The organism is Streptomyces sp. N35, from assembly GCF_016464295.1.
Lineage (GTDB): Bacteria > Actinomycetota > Actinomycetes > Streptomycetales > Streptomycetaceae > Streptomyces.
Genome location: NZ_JAEIMH010000092.1, coordinates 1 through 656, shown reverse-complemented (window position 1 = coordinate 656; position 656 = coordinate 1). Strand labels below are relative to the sequence as shown.

General features: G+C 68.8%; 1 protein-coding gene. It reads right to left on the bottom strand.

Annotation, left to right across the window (positions count from 1 at the left end; translation table 11 throughout):
* Window positions 1-45: 45 nt before the first annotated feature.
* On the bottom strand, window positions 46-656 hold a 611-nt coding region (locus JAO81_RS34815; RefSeq protein ID WP_199551991.1), incomplete at its 5' end, for a TerD family protein.

Here is a 656-nt window from a genome sequence, read left to right as displayed (position 1 = left end):
GTTCCGCCGAGCTCGGCGGAACGGGCGCCCCGGTGGAAGTGACGGCTACAGCGCCTGAGCCGCCGGCTTCACCATGCCGCGTACCGTGCGGGACTTGACGAAATCGCCCATCGCCGTCATCTCCCACTCGCCGGAGAACTGGCGGATCAGCTTCGCCATCATGACGCCCGTCTGCGGCTCCGCGCCGGTCAGGTCGAAGCGGACCAGCTCCTCGTTCGTGGCCGCGTCGACGAGGCGGCAGTACGCCTTGGCGACCTCGGTGAACTTCTGGCCCGAGAAGGAGTTGACCGTGAAGACCAGGCCCGAGACCTCCTGCGGAAGGCGGCCCAGGTCGACCACGATGACCTCGTCGTCGCCGCCGCCCTCACCGGTGAGGTTGTCGCCGGAGTGCTTGACCGCTCCGTTGAGAATCGCGAGCTTGCCGAAGTAGCAGCTGTCGATGTGGTTGCGGTTCGGTCCGTACGCGATGACCGAGGCGTCGAGGTCGATGTCCTTGCCGCGGAACGCGGGCTCCCAGCCGAGGCCCATCTTGACCTGGGACAGGAGCGGGCGGCCGCCCTTGACCAGGGAGACGGTCTGGTTCTTCTGGAGGCTGACGCGGCCCTTGTCCAGGTTGATCTTGCCGGTGCCCGGGGCCGCCGGCGCCGGGGCGGCCG